We start from the raw sequence: 19,700 nt of genomic DNA, 5'->3' as shown, positions 1-19,700 counted from the left end.
TCTATTGAAATGGGGATGGGGTACATGTCGAAGGGAACACACCAGTTCTGCCTGCGTAGTTACGGCTGCGCGATACTTGCTGGCGTTTCGCTGCTCGCGCTAACGCCAGTTTTAGCGCAAGGCCAAGAAGCAAATCGCGCTGAACGCGGTCCAGGCACCTCCGCAACAGTACTTGCCCCCATCTTGATCGAATCTCAAAACGAAAACAAACCGAAGACAAGCACCATCGGACTGCCTCCTGCATCGTTCAGTGGTGGACAGCTTTCGACAGGAGCACGACTTGGCTCCCTTGGAGACCGTCCTGTTAAAGACACGCCCTTCAGTATCACGGCCTATACAGCTAAGCTCATCCGTGATCAGCAGGCGCGAACTGTTGCTGATATTACACTCAACGACCCGTCCGTGCGCGCGGATGCGCCTGCAAACAGCGAGCGCGATTCGTTCTTCATCCGCGGCTTTTCGGTGGTCAACCTCGATATTCTTTACGATGGACTTCCGTATATAGCCAACCCGCGTCGTCATTTCCTTGAAGGCATTGAGCAGGTTCAAGTTTTGAAAGGACCGAGCAATTTTGCGAACGGCGGGCTGGGTCGCGTCGGCGGAACGATCAATCTCATCCCAAAGCGTGCAGCAGATGAACCATTAACCCGCCTCACGACTGGTTATCGCAGCGATTCACAATTCTGGACGCACGCCGACGTTAGCCGTCGGTTTGGTCCAGCAAATGAATGGGGCGTTCGCGCCAATGGCTCAATCAAGGGCGGTGAAACCGCTCTTGATCACAATGATACCAAAGTTGGCGTGGCAACGCTCGGCATCGACTATCGTGGTGATGATTTTCGTGCTTCGTTAGATTTGAGCCACTCGACACAAAAGCTCGATTCGCCAACATCACTGTTTAACACCGTAGATACACGACCTGTATCTTTGGTAACGCAGATACCGCGAGCTCCAAATGGCAAGGTGAATACGGGCAATCCGTTTGAATATCTTGATAGCTCATACAATATGGCTACGGGCCGGATTGAGTACGATATACTGGACAGCACGACGATCTATGCTGCGGCTGGCGCATATCGTTACCGTGAGGACTTTCTGACATCGTCCTATACAATTCTAAACAACAGCGGTGATGCCCGGATCGATTTCGGATACAATCCGCAAGAAATTATCAGCTATTCCGGCGAGACAGGGATTCGTTCAGAATTCGAAACGGGTGAGATAAACCACCAACTGAACATATCCGCCCAACTAGCCTATACGGAAAATAATCGCGGTTACCTCAACCCATCTGCTTTGGGTTTCCCAAGCTACGTGTCCAATATCTACGATCCCGTTTATATCTCAGGGAGCTTGGTGAATACGTCGGGCTTGCCCCGTTCTGGTAACCTGAACCCGTTTTCAGAACTGTTGTCTACCAGCTTTGCAATCTCGGATACGCTTTCCTTCCTAGACGACAGACTTGAACTGACTTTGGGCGGGCGCTTTCAAAGTGTCCGCCAAAAAAGCTTCAATGTGCGCCCAGATCGTGGACCTCTCGGAGTACAGAATTACTTTTATGATGAGTCACGGTTTAGTCCAGCGGTTGCAGCCAGCTTTAAGTTGACCGAAGACCTATCCATCTACGCAAATTACGTAGAGGCGTTGACGGAAGGCGCAATCGCTCCTTTGACGCCAACGTTAAGTAACCCAGGCGAAGTACTTCCTCCTACGGTCAATCGACAAAAAGAAGTTGGGGTGAAATATGACACCGGTTCGCTCATGCTCACGGCCGCGCTTTTCGAGATAAAGCAGCCTAGCGCTTATGTGGTCGGGAACACCTATGGTCTCAATGGTCTACAGACCAATAGCGGCGTAGAACTTACGGCTTACGGAGAGCCAATCGATGGCCTGCGACTTCTTGGTGGAATCACATTTCTTGATGCAGAGCTAAGCCGCACCAATGGCGGAGGAAATGATGGCAACGTGGCTGCTGGCATCCCGAAGACTTCGATCAGCCTCTATGGCGAATATGATTTGCCATGGATTGAAGGCCTAACAGCCACCGGTCGCGTCGTTCACAGCGGCAGCACTTACTTCAACGCGGCGAATACCCTGAAGGTCGACGACTGGACACGCGTTGACCTTGGTGCAAGGTACAAATTCGAGCGCGAAAACGGAAAGCCTATCGAAATCCGCGCCAATGTCGAAAACGTTTTTGATGAGAACTATTGGGCGTCGTCGGCTCGCAGCTTCCTAGCAGCTGGCGCATCTCGTACCTTTACACTTTCGGCATCGTTCGATTTCTAAAAAGGAACATTCACATCGAGCCAGAACCGAGCCACTGCATTCTCAAATCAGGCGCGATTATTACCCGCGCCTGTCTCTATCGCACAGAAAGACTATTGCGAACGTGGCAGACTGTGACGGCGCGGTGGTCGTGCGATTTTGAGACATGCTTTCTGCAAACTCGCTTATCGATATTCCGAACAGTTCATGATCTGGAGCGGTTAATAAGCGGGTTTTTACGACACTAGAGTAATAAAACTCCGTGACTGTCGAAATAATGGAGTTTTGACGGATCGGCGGTTAATCCGACCTCGCTTCCCACAGAGGGCATTTCCGGCCTGTCGTGGGTGACAAGGCAAATCTGTCCGCTGGGCAACGCGATATGCAGCAGAGATATTGCGCCCGTATACTCACAGAGATTGACAATCCCACGCATAACGCCCTCTCCTGGGGCGGAAATGATGAAATGTTCGGGTCGTACGCCTAGAGATTTGGTGGAGGCAGGATGCTGTCCGCTCAGCAATGCACTTGCCTCACCTGCCGGTATCACGTTCATTTTAGGGCTCCCTATAAATTGGGCCACGAAAATGTTGGCCGGCCGTTCATAGAGTTCCCTTGGTGAACCCACTTGCTCTATCCGCCCGTCGCGCAGAACGACGATCTTATCGGCCAACGTCATGGCCTCGACCTGATCGTGGGTCACGTAGATCATCGTGGTGGCAAGACGCTTATGTAGCGCGGCGATCTCCGATCGCATGTGCACCCGCAGTTCTGCATCAAGGTTGGACAGGGGTTCGTCAAACAGGAATACGTCGGGATTGCCGACGATGGCCCTACCAATGGCTACGCGCTGACGTTGGCCACCGGAAAGTTCGCGCGGGTAGCGATCCAGCAAAGCCTCCAGCTTAAGCGTTGCCGCCGCTTCGCCAACGCGCCGGTCGCGCTCCGCAGTCGGTACCTTCCGCACCTTCAGCCCGAAAGCCATATTGTCGCGAACCGTCAGATGCGGATAGAGTGCATAGGACTGGAACACCATCGCCACGCCACGTTGCGATGCCTGCACCTCGTTCACCACGCGCCCGCCGATCGATAACTCGCCGCCAGTGATATACTCCAGCCCTGAGATGAGCCGGAGCAGTGTGGATTTTCCGCATCCGGAGGGGCCTACGAAAACGACGAACTCGCCGTTCTCAATCTCCAGATCGACACCGCGGATGACGTCCACCGCCCCGAAGCTTTTTTTAATGTCCGTTAGCGTAACACTGGTCATATCTTACCCTTTGACGCCGGAAAGCGCGAAACTTTCAATGATCTGCCGCTGGGCGATCAGATAGACGATCAGGATCGGCACCACGGCAAGGCTGGTTGCGGCAAGCTGCAGGTTCCATAAAGGAAGTCCGTAGCTGTCGTTGAAGTTGGAAAGTGCGAGCGGAAGCGTGAACATTTCGAGCGAACTGACAAAGATCAGCGGTTCGAGGAACAGGTTCCACGAATGAAGAAAGGTGATTATCGCAACCGCTGCCAGTGCCGGGCGCGACATCGGTATCGCAATCTTCCACCAGACCCCAAGGCGTGAAAGCCCATCCATCTTGCCCGCATCTTCCAGCTCCTTTGGCAGCGCCAGGAAATATTGACGCATCAGGAACGTCGCCATCACGCCCTGCGGACCAAAGGTCGGCAGAAGGATGAGAGGCCAGTGGCTATCCACCATGCCCATCCCGCGCATCAGAAAGAAGTTGGGAATGATCGTGACTTCCTCCGGCACCATCAGCGCCGAAATCAGGAAGACCATCAGCAGCCCCGCTCCTGCAAATCGCATCCGCGCCAGCGCATATCCGGCCAGCGAAGCGATTATCAGCGTCAGCACGGTCACAACGACGGCGATGTATATCGAATTGAAATACTGTCGGGCAAATGGCTGGTAGGTGAAGACCTCGACAAAGTTCTGCCAACGCCAGACACGCGGAATGAGCGTCGGCGTGCCGAAGATTTCGGTCACGCTTTTAAAGCCCGCAGATACCATCCAGATAAACGGAAAGACGAAAGGTATGGCGACGATCAAAAGCGCAATCGTCCAGCAGGTGCGATAAAGAATCTGGATCTGACGCTGCGTCATTGCATGCCCTTCCGTCTCAGCATGACCTGGACCAGTGTCAGGGCCATCACGATGACGAACATGATCATCGCCAGTGCAGATGCGTACCCGATATTGAAGAACTTGAAGCCCTGCTGGTAAATGTAGAAGGCCAAGACCAGCGTGCCGTTTTCAGGCCCGCCTCCGGTCATCTGGTATATGTGATCGAATACCTTGAACGAACCGATCGTGGTGATGACCATGATGACGAGCGTCGTCGGCGCAAGCAGCGGCCAAGTAATCATTTTGAAAACCTGCCGACGCGAGGCGCCTTCAAGGCGAGCTGCCTCCTCGTAATCCCGCGGAATGGATTGCAGGGCGGCGATGTAGAGAATCATATTCAGTCCCACCATCTTGATGACCCGCGTCACGATGACAGCGGCCATCGCCCAGTTCGGCTCACGCAACCAGTTCGGTCCACTGATGCCGACAATCGCCAGCACCTGATTGATAAAGCCGCCTTCTCCCTGCAACAGAAACTTCCAGACTATCGCCCAGGCGATTGCCGAGGTGATAACCGGAGCGAAGAACACCGTGCGGAAGAACACAACGCCGAAGAAAGGCCGTGAAAGCGCGAGCGCCAGCATGAGAGCCAGCGCCATATTGAGCGGCACGAGCCCGATTGCAAAAATAACCGAGTTGCGCACCACGAGCCTGAAATCCGGATTTTCGAGCAGCGCATTCTCGAAGTTGGCCAGGCCGATAAAGGTTGCCTCCTGCGTCAGCAGGTTCCATTCCGTTGTCGAATAATACAGGATGGCGCAGAGCGGCCCGAGAAAAAAGATGAGGAAGCCGATGAAGGTGGGGCTAACAAACAGCCACGCCTCCATCATTTCTCTCGCCTTCAAACTCAGCCAGGGCTTTTGGTTGTTTACTCTCACGGATCCAAGCACTCCATCGTCATCCTCCGCCTTGCGCCGAGAATTTGACTGCGTTCATGTTGGCACAAGGTCGGGTGACGAAGAGGCGTCATCAGAGCTGTGGTGTAATTGCCGCGCAGATGTCCTTGATGGCGGCATCGACATTCGCATCGGTCTTCCAGAGAGCGTCGACACGAGGCATCATTGCGGCAAGGATTTGTGGCGCCTTCTCATGTCCGGGAACGACACGGCCCTTTTCAATCGCCGCCGCGACATTCTTCATCATCTCCGGCGAAATCAGCTTGTTGCCGTTGATGAAAGCTGGCGCTTGCAGAACACTCTTACGGGCAGGCGGGAAAAATTGCGCCATGGTGGCGACATTTTCCTTACTGGTCATGTGCGCCACAAACTCCGCAGCAACCTTGGTGTTCTTGCCCTTGGCAAAAACGACGAGCGCAGCTTGGCCGATGACCGGAGATTCCCCTCCCGGACCCGTCGGCAAGGGTGCGATACCCCACTTGAAACCCGCCTCCGGCATTTTCGATGCGCGCGAAATCTGGTTCACGGTCATCGCTGAATTTCCCGAGAAATAGTCGCCCTGAGTGCCAGGCGGCACGATCGACTTGTCCTTGAACACCATGTCATGCAGTTGCTTGATCGCCTTCACGGCTTCAGGCTTGTCAAAACCGCATTGCTTGTTCGACCAGATATCACCGCCATAGGCGCGGATGGGAGGCAGGAAAGCATGCGTCATGCGCGAGGCATAACCTTCACCGTCCTTGAACTCGAAACCCCATTTACCGGGGTTGGCTTCTACCAGCTTCTTGGAGACCTCTTGGAACTTGTCCATGTTCCACTCGCCCTTGGCCGCTAGCTGTTGCGGATCCTCAAGGCCTGCTTTGTCGAACATGTCCTTGTTGTAGTAAATCAGGAATGGCGAGGTGGAAAATGGTATCCCGTAAACCGTTTCACCCTGCTGCCACAGGCCCATGGCCGGCTGAGAAAAGTCCGCGAAATCATAGCCCTCCGTAGCCTTCAGTGTTGGCCCGAGATCCATGAGAAGCTTGGCGTTCTCAAAAGCGGGGGCCGCATCTTCCATCATCCAGGCGACATCGGGCGGATTTCCGCCCGCCACCTGGAAGGTCAGTTTTTGGGTGTAATCGTTGACCGGAACTGTCTCGAATTTGACGTTTACGTCCGGATTCTTGGCTTTGAAACTCTCTGCGATGGCATTCAGCATCTTCAGATGGGCTTCGCTACCGGTCCACACCGTCATGCGGAGATCCACAGCGAGCGCGGCAGATGTCGACATCAATAGTGCTAAAGCGGATGCTGCTATACCTGCTAGTGCGGTCCTCATGGCTTCCTCCCGTTTGGTCGCTTCGTAAACAGTACTCCTCCAGCGATGCCACTGGCATTCGCTGTAACTCCTTGTCGCAGGCGTCTAATCAGCAACCTGCGGAAGGACACCAGGGGCATCACCGATCGACCATCCTCCGTCGACCGGTATATTTGCTCCGGTAATGTAGCTGGCAGCGTCGCTGCACAGAAAAACGAACGCACCTGCCAGATCCTGGGGCTGACCCTGTCTTCCTGCAGGGATTTTAGCCGTCACGGCCCTGCGAAAAGCAGGGTCGCTGTACTGGGCCGCGTTGGCCTCGATCTCGATGGCGCCGGGCGAGACGACATTGACTGTAACGCCACGCGGCGCGACGTCGCGGGCAATGGCCCGCACCGCCGTCAGTTGCGCTGCCTTCAAGGATGCATAGACGATCGTTTCAGTCCTCGGTCGGGTCGCCATGATACTGCCGGTAGCAACCACTCTGCCCCAACCACGCTCGACCATGGGCGGAATCAGTCTCCCCGTCAGGGCCAGAAGTGCCGCGAAGTTCGATGCCACATGCGCGGCTATATGCGCCTCATCGATATCGTTCCATGGCATGCGCCGTTCGATAGCAGCATTGGCGATCAGGATATCTATCGGCCCAAACTGATCAAGTACATGGCGGGCGAATGCTTCCGTCGCGCCCTGCCTGGTAAAATCTGCCTCAATGACGGGCGCTTTGCCGCCCGTCATTTCTGCCACTTCCCTCGCGCCGGCCTCGTTCCCGAAATGGTGAAGGATAGGTTCCGCGCCATGCTCTGCCAACCCCAGAGCCACCGCGCGGCCGATACCAGAACTGGCACCGGTCACCAAGGCACGCCGACCTTTGAGCGAGAAGCGCACGCTCGTCATCCCTCTGCGCCATCCAGCTTGTCAGCGACTTCTAGCGAAGCGATATCGGCAGCATCGAAATGCGCGCGTATCCTTTGCTCGGCTTGGTCGGCATCGCCCAAACGGATGGCTTCGCAGATTGCAGCGTGCCGTGCGATCGTCTCATACCAATCCGCCTCGCTACGGTTGGCCCGCCGTGAGAAAAGCTCCGACACTTCCCGCTGCACTGTGCGCATGCCTTCCATCTGAACGCGGATCATCGCATTGCCCGTCGCGGTCGCCAGACCAAGATGGAACAGAATGTCCGCAGCCGTGAAACTGGCGGGATCATGGACGCCTGCATTCATGTCTTTCAACGCCTGCTCCATAATCTCCAGGCCTTCGGGGTCTCGACGCTCGGCGGCAAGTCTCGCAATGCCGGTCTCGATGACCCGGCGCATCTCATTGGCTTCCTGCAGGCGCTTGAGGCTCGAGCGCACCGCATAGCCGTAGATCTTGTCCATCGTCTCGCCGCTCATTGCCTTGGCGCGGGCCACTTTTCCTTGCTGCGTGAAGATCAGTCCAGCAGCTGTCAACTGGCGCAGAGCCTCACGCGCAATCGGCTTCGACACACCGAATTCCTTGGCGATTTCTCCCTCGGGCGGCAAAGGCTCGCCCGGTGGAATACGGCCGTCGAACAAAGCGGCAGCAATAGCATCCGACACACCGTCGGCGAGCCTGACAGGGCTCAACAGCTTGGCATCGAATACGGATTTGCGGGACATAACCATCGTTTGCTTCCTCATGATCAAAAGCTAGCATACAGTTTACAACATAGCAACTAGGTTTATCAGTTGCCAAGATGATACGATGTGGCTAGAACTAGCATACAAGCAGGCCGCTGAACACAGTGAGGCAAAACCCGATGGCATCATCAACACCGAGCCAAATGGCAGACATGACGGAAAGCTTACGCATCGCTCTGTTGCGGGCCGATCCAGCTCTCAGTCGTTTTGACCCATTGCCGCGCATTCTCTCGTTCGACGACTTTTCGCGCGGCCATTGCGGCTGGTCGCAACTGGTCGGCAATTACGAGGACACGCTGGATGCCATGCTGCCCGGTTACGCCCAGCATTCCAGCGCGATGATTTCCACACTTGGGCATTGGGATGCCGGGTCGCATGGCGGCATGGATTCGTCCTATGCGCTCAAGATCGCAACCAGGCCCAAGCCGGGCGCACAGAATGTCGCGATCAAGCGTCACACGTTTCGCAAAAGAGGGCCGATCCGCTTCGAGATTTACTTCACCTTCAAACCGGAAGCCTCCGAGCTGAAGCTGTCGGAAACCGACGTGCGTTCCGTCGGGTTTCTGTTCGATCTGCAAGGCGGCGACCGTGACAGCGATAGCGAGCGGGTGATGCCGCATTTGAGGTTTCTGAATGCCGAAAACGGCAAATTCCTGCAGAAGTGGCAATATAAGCGTGAGACGACCGAAATCAAACCTCTCGGAACGGACAACAAGACGGTCAGTCATTACCACCTTGCACCGGAAGGCTGGCTGGATCTGCCAGATGGCGAACAAAAGCTTTGCTACAACGAGATCCCGACCAAAGTGAACTGGAGTTATCTGCGGTTCGATTTCGATCTTGAAAAAATGCAGGCCACCGGCATGCAATGCAACGATCGCACCTTCGATGTATCGGGCTTCGAGCCTATCCGTATTCCGGCAATGAAAAACCTCTGGTGCATGCTGAACTTCTGCTTGTTCGCGGAAACGGACGTCGCCAAGCGCGCCTTTCTCTATGTCGATTCGATCTGCATTTCGGGAGATTTCTGATGCTGCCTGAAAACATCACAGCGATCATTGCCCGCAACGAACGCTGGAGTGGTGATGCCGCCAGTGAACCCTATGAGGCAGGCTGGGCGCGCGAAGCAGTCTTCTTCATCCGCGCGCTAAAACAGCCGGTTGGCGCATCGCCTCGCGGATGGGTGGAAATTTCACCCGATGGCATGCACTGGGTGCGCGAGGGAACTGAGTTCGATATGCCGACCGAGTTAGATGGACTGACATCTGCACGGGTACAACATTTCGGTAACTGGCTACGCGTCGTAACTCACTTTGCCGAAGGCGCGGAATGCACCCTGCTGATCACATTGCATTTGAAGGCGTGAACGTGAAACGGGCGAATGATATATCCGCCCCTCACCTCACCCCAGATAAGCGCCCTGCGCCAGCAATTCCCGGCGCAGGTCCTCGTATTCGATATGGCGAGGGCTGGCGCGATTACCCACGGAAAGCGCAGCCGCGATGCCGGCAGCCTGGCCAAGCGCAAAGCAGGGCGGCATGACGCGGATGGCACTTAGCGCCTCATGCGTTGCTGATACGGCACGACCGGAGACCAAAAGACCATCGTGGATGCGCGGTACCATCACTCTATACGGAATCTGATAGATATTGGCGGCGTCCGGCCCTTCTCCACCCGTGCCACCACCCGAACCCGTCGGATCGTGGATATCCAGCGGATAGCCACACAGTGCAACGACATCCTCAAAGGCGCGACCGGAATGCAGATCCTCAAGCGTCAACTCGTAGTCGCCCTCGATGCGGCGAGTTTCCCGCACACCGATCTGCGTTGCGGTATCGCGCAGCGTCGCCTCTTTGAAACCTGGCAACTCGTTGCGGAAGAAATCGAGAAGAGCCACAGTTTGCTCACGACCCTCCACCTCGGCCAGTGACAGTTCGAGCGCATCGGCGCCGTTTCGTTTAAGCACCCGCCCGGTATTGATACGCCAGACTCCCGGCTCCATGGTCTTATAGAGACCTATGCCACGACGAGGTGCAGGGAACCGCCCCTCTTCCGTCGCCTTGGCGACAATCGACGAAAACGGGCGATAGTCGTCCGGGTGCGATCGAACATACTCCTCGACAACCTGATCATCGACATTTTGAACGCGAAAGAACAGGGTCTGGGGCTGGGACAGCCCGTCGCTGTCACGCCCCTGCCGGGTGTGGACGCCAGCATAATGAGCGACATCGCCATCGGCTGAGCAATCGACTACCACTTTGGCGCGAGCGGCTCTCAAGCCACCTTTGCCTGCGCAAACAACACCGAGCACCCTGGGATTGTCGGCATCGCGGTCGCCGACGATAGCATCTACCACCATTGTGTGAAGCAGAAGTTCGACGCCTGCCTCAAGACACATGCGCTGGGCGACAACCTTCGCTGCCTCGGGCTCGAAAGGGGTGACCTTGTCATGGCCGTAAACGATAAAGCCGCAATAGGCCGAACCAGCAGGGATGGCACCCGGATGCAATGCGCCTCCCATCGCCATCATACCCTGTACGAATTCCTCGTATATGCCTCGGATAAGCTGTGTTTTGCCATCAAGCGAATAGGACGTCATGCAGGGACCGACCAGACCTGCGGTCAGGTTGCCCCCGAGGAACCCGTAACGCTCTACGAGTCGTACCCTCACACCGAGACGGGCGGCCGCTACCGCTGCTGAAATTCCCGAAGGCCCGCCACCGATGACGAGTACGTCGACTTCATCGAGTTCGGGAACGTCGACCGAATAGGCATAACGCAACTCTGTCTGATGCATCTTGTCCTCCCAGACTGACTTAGCGGAACATCGATCCGCCATCGACATCGAGCGCTGATCCGTAGGTGAAACTGGCGGCGTCGGAGCAAAGGAACATAATGGCAGCGGCCATGTCATCCGGTCGACCCATGCGACGCATCGGCAGGTTACCAGCGATGCGCACTTTCAGCTCGGGATCAATATGGGAATGCATCGGCGAATCCGTCGGCCCGGGGTTCAGTGCGTTGATGCGGATTTTCTTACCCGCCAACTCTCGCGCGACAGACTTGACCATCGACAGGGTGGCCGCCTTCGATGCAGCATAGGGCGTATCGGCAATGAGCCCGCCACCGCCATGGACCCCTGCATCGGAAGCGGTGCACACGATATTGCCACCTTCAGGATTATGGAGCATTCGCTCGACTGCCGCCTGAACCGTGAAGAAGGTGCCAAGCAGGTTGACGTCCAGCACGCGGCGCCAATGCGCCCAATCCTGTTCCAAGATACGCTTGGCGGTAATGATTGCCGCACAGGTTACCACGTTGTCGAGCCGCTTTAGATTGGCGTCACAATATTGGAATGCAGCCGCAATACTCGCTGGATCGCTGACATCCACCTTGACAGTGTGAATCTTGGCTCCCGATTGCCGCAAATCAGCACTATACTTCTCAAGCCCGGCCTCGTCTCGGTCTGCCATGACAACCTCCGCGCCCTTGAGGGCGAAAGCACGGGCGGTCTCGAGACCCATTCCACTAGCGGCACCTGTTATGAATACCGATCTGTCGGCAAAACAGTTATCCGCAAAAGTCGCATATTTCACTGGCATACTCGGTCTCCTCTTTACGGTCTCGTAAGATGTTACAGGGGCGTAACACACCGGCACTGAGCAACCTAGCAACTATGTTAGTTAGATGTAAAGGCTATTTTTACATCGGCTGAATCAACGCCAACAAAACCGCTGTCGCGGAGCGAAGTTGACCCCCTCTACCGCATTCAGCAGGTCCGCCCGGAGCGATATTTTGCCAGTCAAAGGTGGAGTGTAGCCGTCTTAAAAAGATCTGAATCAACGGTCCCAAAGCCGAGTGATTTGCAATCGGTAATTGCAGGTCGCTTAAATAAAGAGCCGTGCGCTGCCCTGGCCACGCGACGTCAGAATGTCAATTTTGCCTCTCAACCCTCATCGATCATTGGGGGGCGGGGAACGTCTCATTTTATCTAAAGTCTTAATTCGGTGTTCCGCTTGGTTTCGTCGGCTAGGAATTCGCATGCAGTTTTGAGTACACGTTCCGTATAATTCTTCGGTACACACGCCAGACCATCGGCCAGACCTCGATAGGCGGGCGCTGGTGGAAAGAATAGACCAGCGCACGTCAGGTTCCTCAAACTTTCGAGTGACAGTCCTATCAGTGGCCGCACGCTTTAGCATAATCACGCAACGTCGCCTGGACACAGGCAAGCTTTATCCCATCGAAATCAGCCACGACGTCGCCTGATCGCACTTTCGCAGTCAAAGGAGCGAGGTACTGGCTGATCAGTGTTTCAGGTATGGACCTATTCCCGAGGCGGGTTCTCACAACGTCTACTGCCTGTCGCGCAGCGGGCTGGGACCAATAATAGCGAATGCGGTCCGAATAACTGAAATGCCGTTGGAGGCGCTGTTGCGACGAAGTACCTGAATAATATTTAGCCCAATGGTTGCGATTTCCCATCATGATGTTTTCCATTGTCTGCTTGAGCATCGGGGCTTCACCATCAAGTTCCGACGCAATCAAATCCAACCCATAGAGCGCTTCCCGCAACGCAAACGTCAGGCCGGGCCCAACCTTTAGAATGGCAAACCCGCCGCCCACGAGCGACGAGAGCGCCGCAGCAGTTTGGTAATCAGTCGAATGTGCTTCGAAGACCACATTCGGCATGTCGGTAAGCGATTGAGAGAGGTTCCTTGCTTGCTCCGGCTGGTAAGCCACAACATTTGCGTTGCCGAATTCGACACCGGGCTGCACAACCAAACCGATCACCCGCTGAAACGCCGCCTCCAGGCCTTCTTGCGCGAACGACCTGAAATGCACATCATACGTCCTGCGCGCCGCAGCCGGATCCGTCACATCAAGATCATCAACGGCATGAGAAGCACCACCTGGAACAGGCACTTCCGTTCCGATAATGTAGACGGGTGAAAAAGAACTGTTGTCTTCGGCAACTGCTGCCAGCTGCGCTGCGCGCCGGGCCACGATTTCATCCTCGAGCGCCTCGGGCTCGCCGGAACATCCCATTGAGCAATCGAGATGCAGCTTGGAAAAGCCTGCACTGGCGTATGCTGCAACCATCTCTCTGGCCTTGATCATCGCGTCAGTCGCAGGCAGATGTTTCCAGGGATTGGGACCTAAATGATCTCCGCCAAGGATGAGGCTTTCGGTATTGAAGCCCACACTGGACGCGATCTCCCCAACAAACGTCCGGAATATCGCAGGTGTCATACCCGTGTATCCGCCGTCTTGATTCACCTGATTACAAGTGGCTTCGATCAGGACCGGCTGATCAATGTCGCGACCAAGTATCAAAGCTGCGCGAATGACATCGGGATGCGCCGAACAAACGGATGTTATGCCATATGTCTCACCACGATCGCGGCGCGATCGTAGAGACGTGAGTGTAGAGGTATTCATGTAGATCTCTCAAATTGCGGGCAAAAAATTGCGCGGACGGATGACTACATATCGTTGCGCAGTCATCAGCATGATTTAAGGGCATATGGTCCAGACCCCGTGTCCCGCGACGGCGGTTCTGTTGCGCAGAAACGCACAGCCTTAGAAGCTTCATCCCAACCGTCTTCCAAAAGCGGTGCGAGATAATCAACAACGCAGCCTTTGTTCACGCGGAAGAATTGGCTGAGTGTTTTAAGGTCGAACGTCACGGCATGGAGATGATCAAACTCGGGGAGTTGCCCGGCGGCCAGTTGTTCCGATCGATAACTAGCGAAAGAATTTTGCGCCTGCCCGGCGGTCATATCGAGAGACAGGGCGTGGAATATCCCGATGGTGGAAAGGTTTCCTCCACACTTCAGACCAAAGGGATGAAACCTTGCCACGTCGTTGAAAAAATCCGATCCAAGTTCCTCAGTTACCTCGCGCTGGCAGCAGGTTTGTGCGTTGAGTTCACCATCGGCGCCCATTTCGACGCCGCCTCCCGGAAACTGGATCTGACCGGGTGTTGACGTGTGCTGCGCCATTTCACCAAGCAAGAGGTAATTATCGGAGGTCACAATGGCGGCCGCGCAAAAAACAGCCCGGCAATCGAACTCGTGATCCCGGTCTTGAGCAGCATAAAGATAATGCGCATAGTCGGTCGAAGAGACCTCGACAACAACACGGGAACTATCCGTAGCGATTGACGATGCGGCAAGAACCGGGCCGTTAAAAAACCGCCCGTTGTTACTGATGCGGGCCCAGTGTGTTTCGACCTTGGAGCGATACCCATCTGGATACATGATTGGCGATTTACCGAGAACAAGCCGAACGTCCTGATTGATAAAGGTAATTTCAAGCATCTCGTTGTCCTTCTTCGCCATTAGGTTTGGAGTGCTTCAGACCACAGCAGCGATGCTCAGCGGCACCGAAGCTGTTCTAATTGTCATCCAAGTGCGCTGGCGGCAGCGCTGTCGAGGTACCAGTGGATATTTGCATGAGACGTCAGCAACGAAGCCGGGCAGTCGGTTGAGGGTCTGTGCCGCAGGCTGCGGCGAACAGCAGTCGCCTTCGCCGGTCCCGTCGCCAGCATGATGATTTCACGCGCATTCAATATATCGGCGATCCCCAAGGTAATGGCCTGCGAGGGTACCGAGCGCAGTTCCACAAGACCAGGCTGGTTGGCCGAGAGGGTTTCATGGGAGAGATCAACGATCCGTACATGACTGTCAGGTGCCGATCCGGGCTCATTGAAACCGATATGTCCGTTTGTCCCCAGGCCAAGAAGCTGTACGTCGATACCTCCGCTTTTGTGCAGCAAAGTCGCATATCGTGCAGCCTCGGCCGCGAGATCCGCTGCGGCACCGTCGATGAGGTTGAGGTTGGCAGGATCGAAATCGGCAAGACCGAAGAGTTCGCGCTTCATGAACGCGGCAAAGGAATCTGGATGGGATGCAGCCAGGCCACAATATTCGTCCAGATTGAAAGTCGCGACATCTCGAAACGAAACTTCGCCCTCAAGAAATGCATCGACGAGACTTTTATAGACGCGGCGCGGCGTCTGGCCAGTTGCAAGACCCAGAACGCTTTTGGGGTCACGCCTGACTGTTGCGATCAAGTGATCTGCAACCGCATCAGCAGCATCATTCGCCGTCGGAAATACCGTTAGCAGACAACCATCGCCGACAGCTGTCCTCTGCAATGAAAGGTTCATTATTTCAATCCTTTAACTGGTCCTGTCGTGCGACGCAAATGCTCTGCAGGGGTCAAATCACAACACGCTTTAGTGCATCGTCGAGCGCTATGATTTCGTTGGCAGGCGTTCCCGGCCGAAGTGACGGCCGCGTGAGGCCCATTACATCCAGAGGGATCATGGCTGCCATCTGATATGCTTCCGCCAATGAGAGCCCGACATGCAGGACGGCGTTTGCGAGGCATGTGGCAAGATCTACATGCGCTCCGGCAAGAGAGCCTGCCTGATTGATGAGTGCCCCATCCCGAACCCTTATGATCTCACCATAAAGTTCGAATTGATCAGGCCCGCCAATCGTCGCCATAGCGTCGGAAACCATAAACATACGCCCTGGCGATGGACGCGCACGGCAGGCCAGAGCCACCATCGACCAATCAACATGATGGCCATCGACAATAATCCCGGCATAGGCATCCGAATTAATAGCCGCACCAAGGATACCGGGCTCGCGCGAGCTCATAGGTGGCATTGCATTGTAGAGATGGGTGAAGCAGCTAACACCCGCTTCTATTCCAGCTCTGGTTTCCTCAGCGGTCGCCGCAGAATGACCTGCAGAGACGATCACGCCCATATCTGCAATGCGGCGGATCGTATCAAAATCGACTGTCTCTGGTGCAAGTGTCAGCATCACCGGAATACCAGCACCACGCAGTTCTTCAAGGATGGCAACCGTCGTCTCATCCATAGGGCGGATGAACGCAGGATTGTGCGTGCCTTTGCGCAACACATTGAGATGCGGTCCCTCCACATGAAGACCCAGGAAGCCATCCGTTCCCCAAGCATCGCGTGCTGCTGTCGCGGCCGTGCGCATACGTTCAGCCTCGCAGGTAATAAGGGTCGGCATTACCCAGCCAGTGCCGAGAGAGCGCTGCGTCTCGACAATGCGCAAAATTGATTTTGCCGAAGGATCGGAATTCAGCATCACTCCGCCGCTACCGTTCACCTGCAGATCAGTCAACGCCGGACCAAGCAGACTGAGGCGCACGTCCGGGCTTTCACCACTTTCAAGCGGGCGGATTTTTCTGAGCTCACCGCTGGTCAGCTCAGCCGCAAGCCCGGTTTGCATGGCACCATCCAACCAGATGAAATCGGCGGCAACGAGTTGGGTCATGAAAATGGGACTCCGGACGGTTAGAGTGGTTTTCTGCTGGCCATGATCGCGGCGCCACGTGCTCCCGAACTGTCACCATGGATGGCGCATCGGATGGCCGGCATGCGCATTTCGCCGAGCTTTACGGATTGAAACGGTTTTTCCAGCAGCGGCACGACATCCGGAATGCCGGACAGTCCACCACCGAGGACAATGCAGTCGGGATCATGCATGAGCTGGATGATCAGTAACAGCTCTGAGGCGATCTCTGCCCACTGCCACAGTACCTGCTGGTGTTGCGTGCCCCCGGCTTGGGCCGAAGCTACGATCTCTTCGGCAGTCACCGGCCGGCCCAGCCAGTGCGCGCCCAGTGCCGCCAGGCCCGTGCCGGAGACATAGCGTTCGAAACACCCTCTCTTCCCGCAACCGCAATCCCATAACGGCAGACTGCGGGACGCCAGGAGATGGGCCGGGATGCCGATATGGCCAATTTCCAGTGCCGAACCATTGAGGCGCGGCGGTAAGTGACCGTCACACGTCAGACCGGCCCCAACGCCGGTACCCATGATGAGTCCAACAACAGTCTTGAACCCTTCACCGGCTCCGCCATTTGCCTCCGACAGCGCAAATGCCTGGCAGTCATTCATTAATGGTAGCCTTCGACCTATCCGTTCCTCGAGTATGGCGGCGATATCGTGACCACTGGCTGGCAGATTAGAGGTGAAAGCGCGCCCCGTGTGCACATCGATAAGACCGGGTATGGCCATTCCGACGGTTAAGTCCTGGCCCTGATGCGAGAATTGCTCGAGCCATCGGACCTGCTCGGCGAGGGCATCGATGAAATCGGCGAGCCGGTCCTTTGGCGTTGGGATGCGTCGCATCTCGACGGTCGCCAGATCGTTGGAGAACAGCCGCGCTTCGATCTTGGTGCCGCCGATATCGATGCCGCCGCAGATCATGCCCGCACCGGATAAAGCGTCACGCCGGAGACGACACGCGACAGATTACCCTGCCCCGCAAACGGATTGTCGATATTGAGCGCAAGTTCCCCGGACCATGCAACGGCCCAGATCTGGGCCGCCAGCACGTAAAGTGGCGCTTCCCAGCAGGCATCACCCAGGGTGCGCAGATCCACATCGCATCCCTCTCCGCCGAGTGTCAGCACTGTGGCCTCTGGGTACTGTGCCTTGATCTCGCGTGCCACATCGTGATCATATAGTGAAGTGTGGGCATTCGGATGGATCATCACGACGATAAGGTCGCGGCCGGTGATGACCGCCTTAGGACCATGTCGAAATCCGAGCGTGCTGTCCCAAGAGGTCATGGTCTGGCCAGCTGTCAGTTCCAGCACTTTAAGCGCAGATTCGCGCGCAACGCCCTTCAGCGCGCCTGAGCCGAGAAATACCACGCGGTCGGGCCGAGCCGGCGTCATGGAGTGCAGCGCCGGCAGTAACGATGACGCCTTGTCGGCGATCCTTTTGAGATTACCCGCCACATCCGCCCCAGTATCGAGGCACGCCAGTGCCGACAAGAGCATCGTCGTGAAACTGGACGTCATTGCAAAACCGCTGTCATGCGTAGCTTCGGGCAGCGCAATCACCTTTTGCTCTCCGCTTCCGGCGGGTGCTCGCGTGGCGAGCGCGCCATTCGGGTTACAGGTGATATTCAGCCGCTGCACCTTGGGAAACTGGTGGTCGAGAAGATCGAGCGTGCCAATGCTTTCAGAACTGTCGCCAGAGCGACCAAACTGCACGACGAGAAGCTGCGGGTCATCGCGCAGGCACTCGAAAGGGCACGCCACAATATCGGTCGTCGGGATTGCCTTGATGAGAAAGCCGTCGGACGGCGCAAAGCTCAATGCGTCACCAATAAAGGCAGATGTTCCCGCACCGGCAAAGACAATCTCGGTAATCTGCTTTTCCTTGATCCAGGCACTGATTTCCAGCGCCTTACCAGCAAGCGTCGGGGCCCATTCGTTCCAAATGAGCGGCTGTGCGAAAATTTCATTCCATGTCTGACTGTCTTCGGCCCGCATGATAGGTTCCTGTTCTATGTGTTTAAAGGCCATCCTGGTTGCCCGGTGGCAACGATGCTCTTCGGATCAACTCGTGAGAGATCGGGGAAGGATGGCGCAGAGAATTGTCCTGTCGTCACAGCTTTCGACGGAGGTGGAGCCCTTCACCGCAGGAAAAGCACCAGTCTTGTGAAAATCGACGGTTTCGACCCGCTCGAATTCCTTCTCCCAGTCACCCACCCGGATTCCACTGGTTGGGATCGAAACATAGCCGTCGGAAAAGATTTCGATGCTCGCAACGTCGTTTTTGGATAACAGGACATCGGTCAAACCATCGACTGTGATGCCCTTGCCATTTATCGACGCATAGCCAAGCGGTTGCGTGCTATTTGCGTAATGGAATTGCGTACGGATGCCGCCCTTGAGAAACGTCTCGGCGATTTCGGGGGCTGTCCCGGCAGCAGCGACAGAGGCGGCGATGGCGGTTGATGCCTCTTGCGCCGTCAAACGCCCTGTCTGCACGGCAGCATCAAGACCGTCAAAAATAACCTTGCGCGTCGCCATCTCGACTTCGTCGCTGTCGTGCATCCGGTTCGACAAAACTCTATGTACGGCGATGCGCGCCGCGGTACTGACCGTATCGATCAGCTTGTGATGCTGATAGATGGTCTCACCGTTGATGCGAATGCCGGTATCCCCGAGTGCCAAGAGACGAAAGTGATCGCCGGCGCTGACGACGATTGCCGCCGTCGTCGATGGCGGATGGGCAATGTTGCGCTCAATCGCTGCATCTCGGACGCTGTCGCTCAGCGCCTGAAATATCTCACGGCCGGCGGCCGAAACAAGCTTGCCTGAAGCGGCAAGACGCGCAGTGCATTTTGCAGCGCTTCGGGCTGCGATGCGGCCAGAACTTTCCCCGTTGTAAAACGCACCTGTTGGATCAGTTGCGCCGTCAAAGACCGCCAGAAGTGTATCCGGCTCGATCAGAATGATATCATCACCCGGCTTGGTTCCGTTCTTATATTTGGAGCGTGAAAATGCTTCGATATTCATAAATGCAGGTCCTGTTGGCGACAGCAGTCCGCCCGGCGCCCCAAGACGTCGGTCAGATCTGTCGATTG

General features: G+C 55.9%; 18 protein-coding genes. 3 read left to right on the top strand and 15 right to left on the bottom strand.

What is annotated here, in order from left to right; all coding sequences use genetic code 11:
- Positions 1-24: 24 nt before the first annotated feature.
- Positions 25-2,289: a TonB-dependent receptor gene (locus ACZ5FM_RS22830; RefSeq protein WP_464041351.1), complete on the top strand. Its 2,265-nt coding sequence runs from the start codon at positions 25-27 to the stop codon at positions 2,287-2,289.
- A 223-nt stretch (positions 2,290-2,512) separates the two neighbouring features.
- Here ACZ5FM_RS22830 and ACZ5FM_RS22825 read toward each other — a convergent pair whose 3' ends face one another.
- The 6 genes from ACZ5FM_RS22825 to ACZ5FM_RS22800 all read right to left on the bottom strand — a co-directional run bounded on the left by ACZ5FM_RS22825 (position 2,513) and on the right by ACZ5FM_RS22800 (position 8,247).
- Entirely contained in the window at positions 2,513-3,538 is a 1,026-nt protein-coding gene (locus ACZ5FM_RS22825) for an ABC transporter ATP-binding protein (protein ID WP_464041350.1), read from the bottom strand.
- 3 nt (positions 3,539-3,541) lie between these two features.
- Complete coding sequence (locus ACZ5FM_RS22820) at positions 3,542-4,384, bottom strand: carbohydrate ABC transporter permease (protein WP_259148118.1); 843 nt, start codon at positions 4,382-4,384, stop codon at positions 3,542-3,544.
- The gene (locus ACZ5FM_RS22815; RefSeq protein WP_464041349.1) at positions 4,381-5,235 is read right to left on the bottom strand and encodes a carbohydrate ABC transporter permease; all 855 of its coding nucleotides are present in this window, start codon (positions 5,233-5,235) and stop codon (positions 4,381-4,383) included. The genes ACZ5FM_RS22820 and ACZ5FM_RS22815 overlap by 4 nt, the downstream gene beginning before the upstream one ends.
- Before the next feature lie 139 nt (positions 5,236-5,374).
- Positions 5,375-6,622: an ABC transporter substrate-binding protein gene (locus ACZ5FM_RS22810; protein WP_250983771.1), complete on the bottom strand. Its 1,248-nt coding sequence runs from the start codon at positions 6,620-6,622 to the stop codon at positions 5,375-5,377.
- 84 nt (positions 6,623-6,706) lie between these two features.
- Complete coding sequence (locus tag ACZ5FM_RS22805; RefSeq protein ID WP_464041347.1) at positions 6,707-7,498, bottom strand: SDR family NAD(P)-dependent oxidoreductase; 792 nt, start codon at positions 7,496-7,498, stop codon at positions 6,707-6,709.
- The gene (locus ACZ5FM_RS22800; RefSeq protein WP_312948101.1) at positions 7,495-8,247 is read right to left on the bottom strand and encodes a FadR/GntR family transcriptional regulator; all 753 of its coding nucleotides are present in this window, start codon (positions 8,245-8,247) and stop codon (positions 7,495-7,497) included. The genes ACZ5FM_RS22805 and ACZ5FM_RS22800 overlap by 4 nt, the downstream gene beginning before the upstream one ends.
- Positions 8,248-8,381: 134 nt before the next feature.
- Between ACZ5FM_RS22800 and ACZ5FM_RS22795 the strand changes: the two genes are divergently transcribed.
- Together ACZ5FM_RS22795 and ACZ5FM_RS22790 are read left to right on the top strand one after the other, a co-directional pair.
- Positions 8,382-9,293 (top strand): DUF6772 family protein, encoded by a 912-nt coding sequence (locus ACZ5FM_RS22795; RefSeq protein WP_312948098.1) that lies wholly within the window; start codon positions 8,382-8,384, stop codon positions 9,291-9,293.
- On the top strand, positions 9,293-9,628 hold the full coding sequence (locus ACZ5FM_RS22790) for a hypothetical protein (RefSeq protein ID WP_275642878.1): 336 nt from the start codon (positions 9,293-9,295) through the stop codon (positions 9,626-9,628). Before ACZ5FM_RS22795 ends, ACZ5FM_RS22790 begins: the two co-directional genes overlap by 1 nt.
- Before the next feature lie 36 nt (positions 9,629-9,664).
- Here the strand turns inward: ACZ5FM_RS22790 and ACZ5FM_RS22785 are convergent, their stop codons facing one another.
- The 9 genes from ACZ5FM_RS22785 to ACZ5FM_RS22745 form a co-directional block, all read right to left on the bottom strand.
- Positions 9,665-11,059 carry an FAD-dependent oxidoreductase gene (locus ACZ5FM_RS22785; RefSeq protein WP_464041345.1) on the bottom strand — a complete coding sequence of 465 codons (1,395 nt, stop codon included), beginning with the start codon at positions 11,057-11,059 and terminating at the stop codon, positions 9,665-9,667.
- Between the two features lie 19 nt (positions 11,060-11,078).
- Positions 11,079-11,864 (bottom strand): SDR family NAD(P)-dependent oxidoreductase, encoded by a 786-nt coding sequence (locus ACZ5FM_RS22780; RefSeq protein WP_464041344.1) that lies wholly within the window; start codon positions 11,862-11,864, stop codon positions 11,079-11,081.
- A gap of 577 nt (positions 11,865-12,441) precedes the next feature.
- On the bottom strand, positions 12,442-13,704 hold the full coding sequence (locus ACZ5FM_RS22775; RefSeq protein ID WP_464041343.1) for a D-tagatose-bisphosphate aldolase, class II, non-catalytic subunit: 1,263 nt from the start codon (positions 13,702-13,704) through the stop codon (positions 12,442-12,444).
- Positions 13,705-13,769: 65 nt separating this feature from the next.
- Entirely contained in the window at positions 13,770-14,585 is an 816-nt protein-coding gene (locus ACZ5FM_RS22770; protein WP_464041342.1) for an NUDIX hydrolase, read from the bottom strand.
- Positions 14,586-14,668: 83 nt separating this feature from the next.
- Positions 14,669-15,436: a glucosamine-6-phosphate deaminase gene (locus tag ACZ5FM_RS22765; RefSeq protein ID WP_464041341.1), complete on the bottom strand. Its 768-nt coding sequence runs from the start codon at positions 15,434-15,436 to the stop codon at positions 14,669-14,671.
- Between the two features lie 52 nt (positions 15,437-15,488).
- On the bottom strand, positions 15,489-16,586 hold the full coding sequence (locus tag ACZ5FM_RS22760; RefSeq protein WP_464041340.1) for an N-acetylglucosamine-6-phosphate deacetylase: 1,098 nt from the start codon (positions 16,584-16,586) through the stop codon (positions 15,489-15,491).
- Between the two features lie 20 nt (positions 16,587-16,606).
- Positions 16,607-17,524, bottom strand: a complete 918-nt coding sequence (locus tag ACZ5FM_RS22755) for an ROK family protein (RefSeq protein ID WP_464041339.1) — start codon at positions 17,522-17,524, stop codon at positions 16,607-16,609.
- Entirely contained in the window at positions 17,521-18,600 is a 1,080-nt protein-coding gene (locus ACZ5FM_RS22750; protein WP_464041338.1) for an AgaS family sugar isomerase, read from the bottom strand. The genes ACZ5FM_RS22755 and ACZ5FM_RS22750 overlap by 4 nt, the downstream gene beginning before the upstream one ends.
- 66 nt (positions 18,601-18,666) lie before the next feature.
- Positions 18,667-19,632, bottom strand: a complete 966-nt coding sequence (locus ACZ5FM_RS22745) for a PP2C family serine/threonine-protein phosphatase (protein WP_464041337.1) — start codon at positions 19,630-19,632, stop codon at positions 18,667-18,669.
- Positions 19,633-19,700 lie beyond the last annotated feature (68 nt).

This window comes from Agrobacterium sp. 5Ca50, assembly GCF_055381905.1.
The sequence above is the reverse complement of the archived record's forward strand: the minus strand, read 5'-3'. Positions and strand labels throughout refer to the sequence as shown.

Bases quoted from the DNA above. Each gene is read 5' to 3' on its own strand.
- ACZ5FM_RS22820 (WP_259148118.1), bottom strand. From the start codon at position 4,384: ATGACGCAGCGTCAGATCCAGATTCTTTATCGCACCTGCTGGACGATT.
- ACZ5FM_RS22780 (WP_464041344.1), bottom strand. From the start codon at position 11,864: ATGCCAGTGAAATATGCGACTTTTGCGGATAACTGTTTTGCCGACAGA.
- ACZ5FM_RS22755 (WP_464041339.1), bottom strand. From the start codon at position 17,524: ATGATCTGCGGCGGCATCGATATCGGCGGCACCAAGATCGAAGCGCGG.
- ACZ5FM_RS22745 (WP_464041337.1), bottom strand. From the start codon at position 19,632: ATGAATATCGAAGCATTTTCACGCTCCAAATATAAGAACGGAACCAAG.
- ACZ5FM_RS22765 (WP_464041341.1), bottom strand. From the start codon at position 15,436: ATGAACCTTTCATTGCAGAGGACAGCTGTCGGCGATGGTTGTCTGCTA.
- ACZ5FM_RS22790 (WP_275642878.1), top strand. From the start codon at position 9,293: ATGCTGCCTGAAAACATCACAGCGATCATTGCCCGCAACGAACGCTGG.
- ACZ5FM_RS22775 (WP_464041343.1), bottom strand. From the start codon at position 13,704: ATGAATACCTCTACACTCACGTCTCTACGATCGCGCCGCGATCGTGGT.
- ACZ5FM_RS22800 (WP_312948101.1), bottom strand. From the start codon at position 8,247: ATGGTTATGTCCCGCAAATCCGTATTCGATGCCAAGCTGTTGAGCCCT.
- ACZ5FM_RS22785 (WP_464041345.1), bottom strand. From the start codon at position 11,059: ATGCATCAGACAGAGTTGCGTTATGCCTATTCGGTCGACGTTCCCGAA.
- ACZ5FM_RS22750 (WP_464041338.1), bottom strand. From the start codon at position 18,600: ATGCGGGCCGAAGACAGTCAGACATGGAATGAAATTTTCGCACAGCCG.
- ACZ5FM_RS22760 (WP_464041340.1), bottom strand. From the start codon at position 16,586: ATGACCCAACTCGTTGCCGCCGATTTCATCTGGTTGGATGGTGCCATG.
- ACZ5FM_RS22830 (WP_464041351.1), top strand. From the start codon at position 25: ATGTCGAAGGGAACACACCAGTTCTGCCTGCGTAGTTACGGCTGCGCG.
- ACZ5FM_RS22815 (WP_464041349.1), bottom strand. From the start codon at position 5,235: ATGATGGAGGCGTGGCTGTTTGTTAGCCCCACCTTCATCGGCTTCCTC.
- ACZ5FM_RS22805 (WP_464041347.1), bottom strand. From the start codon at position 7,498: ATGACGAGCGTGCGCTTCTCGCTCAAAGGTCGGCGTGCCTTGGTGACC.
- ACZ5FM_RS22810 (WP_250983771.1), bottom strand. From the start codon at position 6,622: ATGAGGACCGCACTAGCAGGTATAGCAGCATCCGCTTTAGCACTATTG.
- ACZ5FM_RS22825 (WP_464041350.1), bottom strand. From the start codon at position 3,538: ATGACCAGTGTTACGCTAACGGACATTAAAAAAAGCTTCGGGGCGGTG.
- ACZ5FM_RS22770 (WP_464041342.1), bottom strand. From the start codon at position 14,585: ATGCTTGAAATTACCTTTATCAATCAGGACGTTCGGCTTGTTCTCGGT.
- ACZ5FM_RS22795 (WP_312948098.1), top strand. From the start codon at position 8,382: ATGGCATCATCAACACCGAGCCAAATGGCAGACATGACGGAAAGCTTA.